General features: G+C 68.1%; 7 protein-coding genes. 3 read left to right on the forward strand and 4 right to left on the reverse strand.

What is annotated here, in order from left to right; translation table 11 throughout:
• The first annotated feature begins 68 nt into the window (after positions 1 to 68).
• Complete coding sequence (locus tag ACZ7KI_RS32475) at positions 69 to 1,622, forward strand: alpha/beta hydrolase (protein WP_470276849.1); 1,554 nt, start codon at positions 69 to 71, stop codon at positions 1,620 to 1,622.
• A 1,937-nt stretch (positions 1,623 to 3,559) separates the two neighbouring features.
• Positions 3,560 to 4,951 carry a tetratricopeptide repeat protein gene (locus ACZ7KI_RS32480; protein WP_470276850.1) on the forward strand — a complete coding sequence of 464 codons (1,392 nt, stop codon included), beginning with the start codon at positions 3,560 to 3,562 and terminating at the stop codon, positions 4,949 to 4,951.
• Here ACZ7KI_RS32480 and ACZ7KI_RS32485 read toward each other — a convergent pair.
• Positions 4,905 to 6,497 (reverse strand): hypothetical protein, encoded by a 1,593-nt coding sequence (locus ACZ7KI_RS32485; protein WP_470276851.1) that lies wholly within the window; start codon positions 6,495 to 6,497, stop codon positions 4,905 to 4,907. The genes ACZ7KI_RS32480 and ACZ7KI_RS32485 overlap by 47 nt on opposite strands.
• Positions 6,498 to 6,848: 351 nt before the next feature.
• Between ACZ7KI_RS32485 and ACZ7KI_RS32490 the strand changes: the two genes are divergently transcribed.
• Positions 6,849 to 7,043: a hypothetical protein gene (locus tag ACZ7KI_RS32490; RefSeq protein ID WP_470276852.1), complete on the forward strand. Its 195-nt coding sequence runs from the start codon at positions 6,849 to 6,851 to the stop codon at positions 7,041 to 7,043.
• Between the two features lie 92 nt (positions 7,044 to 7,135).
• Here the strand turns inward: ACZ7KI_RS32490 and ACZ7KI_RS32495 are convergent, their stop codons facing one another.
• The 3 genes from ACZ7KI_RS32495 to ACZ7KI_RS32505 are packed head-to-tail and all read right to left on the reverse strand — an operon-like array spanning position 7,136 to position 9,166.
• Positions 7,136 to 8,128, reverse strand: coding sequence for an alpha/beta fold hydrolase (locus tag ACZ7KI_RS32495; RefSeq protein ID WP_470276853.1), 993 nt, complete (start codon positions 8,126 to 8,128; stop codon positions 7,136 to 7,138).
• Between the two features lie 22 nt (positions 8,129 to 8,150).
• Complete coding sequence (locus ACZ7KI_RS32500) at positions 8,151 to 8,621, reverse strand: DinB family protein (RefSeq protein WP_470276854.1); 471 nt, start codon at positions 8,619 to 8,621, stop codon at positions 8,151 to 8,153.
• Entirely contained in the window at positions 8,618 to 9,166 is a 549-nt protein-coding gene (locus tag ACZ7KI_RS32505; RefSeq protein ID WP_470276855.1) for a class I SAM-dependent methyltransferase, read from the reverse strand. The genes ACZ7KI_RS32500 and ACZ7KI_RS32505 overlap by 4 nt, the downstream gene beginning before the upstream one ends.
• Between the last annotated feature and the right edge of the window lies 1 nt (position 9,167).

Consider the following 9,167-nt stretch of genomic DNA (forward strand, 5'->3'; position numbering starts at 1 on the left):
CGGATCCGCCGGCGCGACCGGCGGTCCTAGCGTCGATGCGGCGAATGCATCTCAACCAAGGAGTTCCTGTGTTCCGTACGCGCTCAAGACTGCTCGTCGTGGGAGCCGCGTCGCTGGCCCTCGCGGGCGCCTGCACCACACCACCCTCACCCGGCGCGCCACCACCGGACCTGACCGAATTCCACAACCAGCAGGTGAAGTTCGAACCGTGCGCTCCTTTCGCGACGACGCCTGTCGACGAGAAGCTGTTCGCGAACAAGCTCCTGGACTGCGCGCGGGTGCAGGTTCCCTTGGACTACGACAACCCAGGCGGGGCTCGCGGTGAGGTCGCCATGCTGCGGATCCCGGCCAGTGGCGAGAAGATCGGGTCGCTGCTGGTCAACCCGGGCGGTCCCGGCGGCTCGGGGATGAACTTCGTCGCCTCCATGGCCTCGAAGCCACTGTGGACGGAGGGGTCGCTCGGGCAGCGGTTCGACATCATCGGGTTCGACCCCCGCGGCGTCGGCGCCTCGTCGCCCCAGTTGGACTGCTTCACCGATGCCGACGACGACGGTCGTGCCGCGGGCTTCGACAACGCGCTGGACCATCACGGCAGCGCCAGCGAGGAGCACGCCCAGAAGATCATGCAGCGGTGCGCGGAGAGCGCGGGTGGAGAGGACGTACTCACCAGCATCGGCACCCGGGAGACCGCGCGGGACATGGACGTGCTGCGGGCCGCCCTCGGTGACGAGAAGCTGACCTTCCTCGGCTACAGCTACGGGACCGAGCTGGGCGGGGTCTACGCGGAGGAGTTCCCGGAGAAGGTGCGTGCGCTGGTCCTCGACGGTGCGGTCGCCCCTGGGCAGACCCCGGTCGAGATGACCATCGGGCAGGCCGCAGCAGGCCAGGAAGGTTTCGACCGGCTGGCCGAGGAATGCGCGAAGACCCCGGATTGCCCGCTGGGGACCGATCCGGCTCGCGCGATCGAAAAGTTCCAGGCGTTGACGCGGCCACTGGTCGACCGGCCCGCGCCGACCACCGGCGGCCGCGGCCTTGGCTACAACGACGCCATTACCGCTGCGCTGACCGGGATGCGCGCCGAGGCTCTGCTTCCCAAACTCATCGACGGGCTCACCGAATTGGCCGAGGGCCGGGGCGACATCCTGCTCGCGCTGCGTGACCAGATGACGGGCCGCGGACCGGACGGCCGCTACAACGGTTTGATCGACAGCTTCCTCGCGATCCGGTGCATGGACTGGCCCCGCCGCACCCCGGCCGAGCAGACCGAGATGCTCCGCCGGATCCGCGAAGCGGCGCCGTTCATGGACGACGGCAGGCCGGTGGAACAGAACCACAACACGTGCGAGGCATGGCCGAAGCCGCCGTCCAGGACCGGCCCCTGGCTCACCGGCGACGTCGCCGGTCTGCCGCCGACGCTGACCGTGTCGACCACCGGGGACGTGGCCACTCCGTACCAGGCCGGGGTCGACCTGGCCGAAGCACTCGGCGGCAGCCTGCTGACCGTGGACGGCGCGCAGCACGGCGTCTCACTGCTCGGTGAAAACGCCTGCGTCAACGACGCCGTCCTTGCCTACCTGGTCGATCTGAAGACACCGCCCGAAGGCACCCGCTGCGTCCTGTGACCCACTCGCCGGTCTTCCGCGCCGCGGTGCGGGGAACCGTCGGCTCACCAGGAAACGCAGGCGCGGCCGACAGGGTGCGTAGTATGCGGCCTCGGCGGGACCGAGTGTCCTGATTGGACGCTTCCAGTTCCGTCGAGGCCCGCTAAGTTGCCGCGGTCGCCCGACATCTCGAAGTAACGCGATCTCGGGGCCGATGGCGACGCGCCGTTCGCGCGGTCACTGTTTGTCAAACGCGAGCGGGGCACCCTCGAACTCCTCACGCTGTACCTCGCACCTGGTTTCGGCAGAGCCGTCGACAGGACCGGACGTGGCTACACCAGCCTGGCGGACTTCCGCACCCACAACGACCTGCTCGATCCGAGGACGTGGTACTGACCTCCGCTGATCTCACTGGTATACCCGGCGGGCCCTCGGTCGTCGTCACCGGGCACACCCCGCCCACCTGGCCGTGGTGGCTGCTCGACCCCTTCGCCGCGGCGGCAGTCGCGATCACCGTCGTGACCGTTCTGATCCGGCGGCGTGTGAAGGTACATACGACCGCATCCTCGGACCTGGCGCCGTCTGACCAGTCGGATCCTGGTCAGACGGCATCGTCGCCTGGGTACGTGATCGCGGCGGGTGACGTTACGGCTTCGGGAGGGCCACCCGCCTGCGCGTGGTCCGCGACCTGGAAACACCTCGAGATGCCGATCATGTCCACTGTCCAGCGCTTCTGCGGCTGTCGACGGCGGCCTGTGTCGTCGCCAGTATGGTGACCGCCGCGTCGGTGATGCGCCGAATACTGGGCACGCTGTGCCGAACCGGCGAAATCGCATGATGCCCTCCCCGGCTGAGACGACATCCTCAGCAAAGGACGATGACTGGTGGAAAGTGGGTCTCGGTCAGGTTGCACGGGACGCTGTGGTGGAACCGGCGGTCGTAGCTGACATCGGGCGCGGGCACATCGTCGCCCTGGCCGATCGACAATAAGTCCTTTCAGGACCGATCAATTCCCTGATATCGCCGCGCGGGATGAACTGCAGGCTTTTTTGAAGGGATGACTTGCTCGCTGACACCACCGGACGGCGGCCGAATTCCGGTCGCGCCCCCGACGCGGCCGAGTGAAAGGGCCGGTGCAGGAGATCCCCAAGCAACCGGTGGGCTACGTCGAGTAACCCGTCAGTGGGCACGGGAGGTACCACACCGGCGTCGAACCTGGACCGCATCGGGTCCCGCCTACTGGTGAGCACCTTGGCCTCGCATGCCGCCTTCTGCTCGCTGATCGCGATAGGGTCGGGGCCTGGTTGTCGGTCGGCTGTCGAGCGGGGAGGGCTGCATGGTCGTGCCGCAGGAGGTTCCATTGGGACCACGTGAGTTCGTGAATCGGGAGACGGACCTGGCCGTGATGGACCGGTTCTGGAATTCGCGTTCGTCCGGAGTGGTCAGGCTGGGTGTGTGCCATGGCTTGCCGGGGGTGGGCAAGACCGCGTTCATCCGGCAGAGTGTCCAGCGGACGCGTGACGCGCGGATGTTCCCCGGTGGTGATCTCCATGTCGAGTTCACGGCGATCGGCGGGGCCACTCCTTCGGTCACGGATTCGCTCGGTTCGTGCCTGCTCGCGTTGGGGGTCGCGAAGGATGTTCTGCCTTCGACGCTCACCGGGCGAGCTAACCTGTTGCGGAGCATCACGGCGACGAAGGCGGTCCTGATCGTCCTCGAGGACGTTACCGACGCATCGCAGGTGTTTCCCTTCCTGCCCAATGGGGCGAAGAGTGCGGTCGTGGTGACGAGCAGTGCTCAGATGACTGAGTTGCTGGTCGAGGGTGCCGAGGCGATCCGGCTCGAACCACTCGATGAGGCCAGCGGAGCACATATGCTGGCCACCTTGGCCGGGGCGCGGGTGGAGGGTCGAGCCGGAAGCTGTCGACCGTCTGGTCCGGTTGTGCTCGGGCCTGCCGGTGGCGTTGAAGGTGGCCGCGTCGCGGTTGCTGGCCCGCCCGGGTCTTCGCGTGGCGGACCTGGTCGGGCAGATCGAGTCCCGCCGCGCGGGTTTCGCGGTCGGCGGCAAGGACAAGGTCTCGGCCGTGTTCACGGTGGCGTACGAGGCGCTCGAGCCGCTACCGGCCCGGGCCTATCGTCTGCTCGGCCTGTTCGCCGGCCGTGATCTGGATCAAGAGACGCTGTCGCTGCTCACTGATGTCCGCAGGGAAACGCTGAGCTCCGCGGCGGACGAGCTGATCGAAGCCGGCTTGCTGAACGAGGACGCTGCCGGCAGGTTGTCGTTGCACGCGATGGTGCGGCGGCATGCTCGGCAGCTGGCGTACAAGGTGGTCGGGGCGGAGGAGTGCGAAGCCGCCGTGCGGCGAGTGGTCGCCTACCTGCTTCGCACGGCCGCGTTCGCTGATCTTGCCCTGCTGGGGGCCGGCCGCTACCGGGTCGACCCGGATACCGTGACCGCGAAGTGGAAATCTCCTTTCGCCGGTGCGGAACCAAAGGTCGAGGCCTTGGCCTGGTTCGAACGTGAACGGGTAAACCTGCTGGCGGTGCAACGGGCCGCGGCGGAGCTCGGCATGCACGACGAATCCTGGAGGCTGGCCGAAGCGCTTTCCGCGCTGTATGTGACTCGGCGCTACCTGGTGGACTGGACTCAGCCGAGCGAGATCGGCGCGACGTCGGCACGGATCATCGGTCACGTCCGCGCCGAGACCCGGTTGCGGAGCTTTGTGAGTCGCGCGTGGACCGACCTGGGCAAACTCGACAGGGCCCGTGAGGAACTGGTCGACCGGGCGTTGCCGCTCGCCGAAGGAGCCGATGACCCGCGGCTGCTGGCGTCGGTCTGGGAGATGCTCGGAAGATTCCGTGACCATGCCGACCAGGAGAACGCTGTCGCCGCCTACCAGCGGTCGATCGCGATGTTCGCCCGAGAAGACGACACGAGAGGCGTTGCCTTCACGTCGTTCTTTCTCGGGTGCTCACACCGTCTCAGGGGTCGTCTCGGGCAGGCGGACGACATCCTGCGCGAGGCACTGGAGCAGCTCCGCGAGGTCGGGGACGCCAGGATGCTCGGCCGGTGCCTCACCGAACTCGGGAGTGTCCAGCGTGGGCTGGGCCGAGCTGACGAAGCACGGGTGCTTTTCGACGAGGCGATCAGGATTCTTCACCGCGACGGCCATCCGTATTACGAAGCGGCGGCGCGGGAGAGTCTTCTTCCCACCATCGCGGACGATCCCGGCCTGTCGCGCGTATGCCTGCAAGCGCTGGTCGATCTCCACGAATTCCTGGGCAGCGGGCGTGCCCAGGAATTCAAGGACCGGCTCGGTCGCCTTGGGGATCCTGAACCGTCAGAGTGATTCGCGCCGACACCGGGCCGGCTTGAACGAGAACACGACGATCACGGAGGCCGCCGGCCAGCCAGCAGCAGTAGACGGCGGGCGCCTCGAAAGGCAGGAGCCGGCGGCCGGCGGCCAGGCCGATCCTGACGAACCTGGTGCCACGGACCGCGGCGAGAGCTCCGCGGCTGGTGGCGGTGATCGCGACTCTGGCGCCCGGATGCGCCGTCAGGGCCGAGGTCGTCCACTGCCGGGCCGTCGTCTCGTCGAGCACACTGGTGCGCACGATCACCGCGGCCCGCTCGAGGATCTTCAAGTCGGGCTCGGTCTCGTCGGCGACCACATGGGTCTCCCGGCCATCGCGATCCACGAAGAGGGCCGCGGGAAATCGGGTGAGACATAGCGTGTCGTCCACGAGGGGGACCGTCTCCACGACGTAGGAGGTGACCGGGCGAAGACCGGGTTCAGGCAGGGAGAAGTGGCGCGGTGACAGTGCGTCCGGGGGTGGCAGGAGATCGAGTTTCCGGTAGATCAGGTTCCGGAGGTTGGTTTCTGCCTCCGACGTGTGGGCGAACACATGTCGCGTGATGTGGTCGAACCTGCCCGGGCGATACTCGCGACGGCAGCGATCGAGTTGTTCGCGCAGCGGCGCGTCCGGATCGAGTTCCGGGGCGTCGCGTAGCAACTGATCGGGCGGTGTGCCGGTGACGGTTTCGGCGGAAAGCCCAGAGTGGAGGATCGGCTTGTCCATCGCCGCGGCGAACAACCCCAGCGATCCGTGATCGGTGATCACCTGGTCCGCGGCCACCAGCGCGGCCTGCCACCCCGATTCCGCCGGGAGCAGGACCAGACCAGCCTCCACAGCGGACGAGAACCACCACGACACTTGCGCGCGTCCGTAGAACGACCAGATGTTCGGATGCAGTGCGACGCAGACCTGGTAGAGGTCTGCCGGGAGTTCCGCCAGCAACCGCGCGGGCAGGGATCGCCACCGGCCCAGCAAGGAATCCGGCCGCCAGGTCGAGGTCAGCACGATCATGGTGCGTCCGCCGGTGCCAAACGCCTCGCGATAGCGCTCCCTCAAGCCGCGGCTGGCCAGGAGCCGGGCCAGCGTCGTATCACCGACGACCTCGGTTCGTCCTTGGCTGGCAGGGCTGGCCTCCGCCAGCTGACGTTGTTGCTCGGGGTGTGAAAGCACCACCGTCGCCTTGCCCGCACGCAGCACCCCCTCCGGGGGCAGCCCGGCCAACCTCGTGCCGCCGTTGTTGCTGTCGGGCACGAACTTGTTGAATCCCAGACCGTGCGGGAGAACCACGACATGCTTCGACACGTCTTCGAAGTCGATGTTCTCGCTCGCGGACAGCACGAGGTCGTAAGCGATCTCGGGCTCGCGCACCGCGTGCCAGCCGACCAGTCGGACTCCGGCCTGCCTGAGCACCTCCTCGACGCCGTCGCTGAAAGCCGAAGTGTCGTTGACGGCGAACAACAACCTGACACGAAAGTCGTTCCGGAACAGCATCCACGTGTCGAGCAGCCGATAGGCGGAGGTCAGCGTCCGGGCGACCACGAGAACGGCACGTTCACACTGGAACGTGCCTCAGGGCTCCCGGCTCCCGGCTTATCATCAGATTGAAGCGTTTTAACTACCCAGCGTGTTCGCTTGCTGAGTGGTTCTCCGTTCTGGTTGCTGTCGCCCTGTGGAGCATAGTCATCTGGCGTTGTACGCTGGACCTGCGCGGACGTGATCTCCGTCCTGCCGCCGCCGACGACTGTCCGGTGGTCGCCGTCGACCGCTCCTTCGGGTTCGGCCGTCCGGCGATCATCGCCTCGTTGTCCAAGGCCAAGACGACCGAGTCCTCGGCGTGCTGATGGACCCAGCGGGGAAAGCGTCGCCACCAGCGGGCTGGCGAAGTCGACCGTGTGCACCGAAGGCGGCGACAGCGGCGGCGCCTACATCGCGGGCAACACCGCGCAGGGCATGACCTCCGGCGGCCCGAACGACGGACACGACTGCGGCTACAACGAGGGCTCCAACGTGACCGGTTCGTACTCGTACTACCAGCCCGTCGTGGACGCGGCGAACACCTACGGGGTCACGCTGACCCGTTCCTGAGGTACACCGTGCCGCGTCGTGACTGCCAGGTCGCCTCGTGAGTGGTAATGACGGTTCTATAATAACCGTCATTACCGCTCACGAGCGTCGGGTCACTTCTTGAGGAAGTCGACCAATTCCGCTGTGACGAACTCGGGGTTCTCCTCGGCCAGCCAATGTCCCGCCCGCGGTACCTCGACCGCGCGGGCGAGGTTGGCGACGCGGGGAGCGAGCGTGGCCCTCTGGGGTTCGAGCAGTCCTTCGGCGGTCATAAGCAGAGTCGGCGTCGTGATGGGTTTCGCGCCGGTGTTCGTGGCCGCGTCCTGGCCGAGCGTGCGGTAGAGCTCGAATCCGCCGTGCAGTACCTCGGGCCTGCTGTAGGTGCGAGCGTACTCGCCGATCTCGGCGTCGCCGAACGGCGGCGGCGCACCGGGGCCGCCGAAGGCCGTCCCGGAGTAGGCGACCTGGGGATAGAACAGGGAAAGGTACTCGCGGACGTCGTCGCCGACGATGGCCTCCGGAACCGTTTTCTGCGAGTGGAAGGCGATGTGCCAGCTCAGGTTCCGGTAGGCCGTCGCGTCGAGCGCGGGTCCCGGCAGCGGCAGGTCGAGGTAGGCGAGGCGGGTGAGATCGCCGGGGAACTGCGCGGCGTACTGGAAGGCGACCGCGGCACCGAGGTCGTGGCCGACGATCCTGGTGTCGCGCAGGCCGAGCCGTCCGGCGACGAGGCCGTGCACGTAGCGGGCGAGGGTCGCCTTGTCGTAGCTGGGTGGCGCGCCGGTGCTGTCGCCGAGGCCGGGAAGGTCGAGGGCGTACACCGTGAAGTGGTCGGCCAGCGCGGGCATGACGCGGTGCCAGCCGTACCAGGTCTGCGGCCAGCCGTGCAGCAGGACGAGCGGCGCGCCCCGGCCGCCGGTGACGTAGTGCATTTTCACCCCGTCGACGTCCGCGAATTCATGACGGAACCGCTGGGCGAAACTCGCGTCGCCGCGAGTGACGTCCTCGTAGGCGGGCGCGGGATCGCCCGCCGTCCCGCACGCCGCCGTCATCAGGACCAGGGCGGCGGCGAACGCGGCCGCGGTTCGCCGGAAGCTTCGGTGAAGCATGGGATGGTTCTCCTTTCGGTGGTCAGCGTCCGGTGGAGCCGTCGATCAGCTCGCGCAGGATGTCGGCGTGTCCCGCGTGCCGCGCGGTCTCCTCGATCAGGTGAGTCAGCGTCCATCGCCGCGACGCCGAACGTAGGCCGGCTTCGGCGAGGCCGTCCCAGGACGCGATCTCGTCGTTCGTTTCGGCGATGGTTTCCCGGTAGGCGGCGAGAATCGTCGCGGTCGTCGCGTCCGGGGCCGGGTGGAAGGTCGCCTTCCAGTCGGTGACCTTCTCGCCGAGCAGCCAATGCCGTTCCACCGCGGTCAGATGGCCGACCAGGCCGAGCAGGTTCGTGCCCGACGGCACCCCGGGGACCCGTGCCACGGTTTCCGGCACCCCATCGGCCTTCGCCGCGACGGCGGCGCGCAGGTAGTCGAGGAAGCCGACGAGTACGTCCTTCTCACCGGGTCCTGTCGACGGCGGCCCGGCGTCGCGTTTACGCCGGGCGCTCATCGCGGGGGCTCCGGAATCCGCCGGAGCACCAGGACGTGGTCGACGACGGTCGCGGTCCGGCCCGCCGGACCGGTCGCCTGACGCTCCAAGACATCGGCCCGTTCGATCCGCCATTCCGCGGGATCGAGGGCCAGGTCCGCGGCCACTTCCCGCGGAGCCGGGAACCGGAGGTCCGGGTCCTGGTTCCACGACCACGGCGCGGTGGAGCCGTGATCGACGACGACCAGCCGTCCGCCCGGGTTGAGCGCCTGGGCGGCGGTCCGCAGCACGCGGGCGCGGTCGAGTTCGAACGGGGTGTGGAGGTACTGCGCGGACACCAGATCGAAGGTGCCGCCTGGGAAGTCTTCGGCGAGATCGACGCGGAGCGCCGTGATCGGCTCACCGCGCTCGTGGAGCGAGCGCACCGCCGATCCGGAGATGTCGACCGCGGTCACCCGCCATCCCCGCCTCACCAGCCACAACGCGTCTCCCCCGCCGCCGCAACCGAGGTCGAGCGCGGCCCCCGGCGTCAGGGAGCCCGCGATCTCGGCCAGTCTCGGGTTCACC

It is taken from the genome of Amycolatopsis sp. NPDC039088 (assembly GCF_055598845.1).

Bases quoted from the DNA above. Each gene is read 5' to 3' on its own strand.
- ACZ7KI_RS32495 (WP_470276853.1), bottom strand. From the start codon at position 8,128: ATGCTTCACCGAAGCTTCCGGCGAACCGCGGCCGCGTTCGCCGCCGCC.
- ACZ7KI_RS32500 (WP_470276854.1), bottom strand. From the start codon at position 8,621: ATGAGCGCCCGGCGTAAACGCGACGCCGGGCCGCCGTCGACAGGACCC.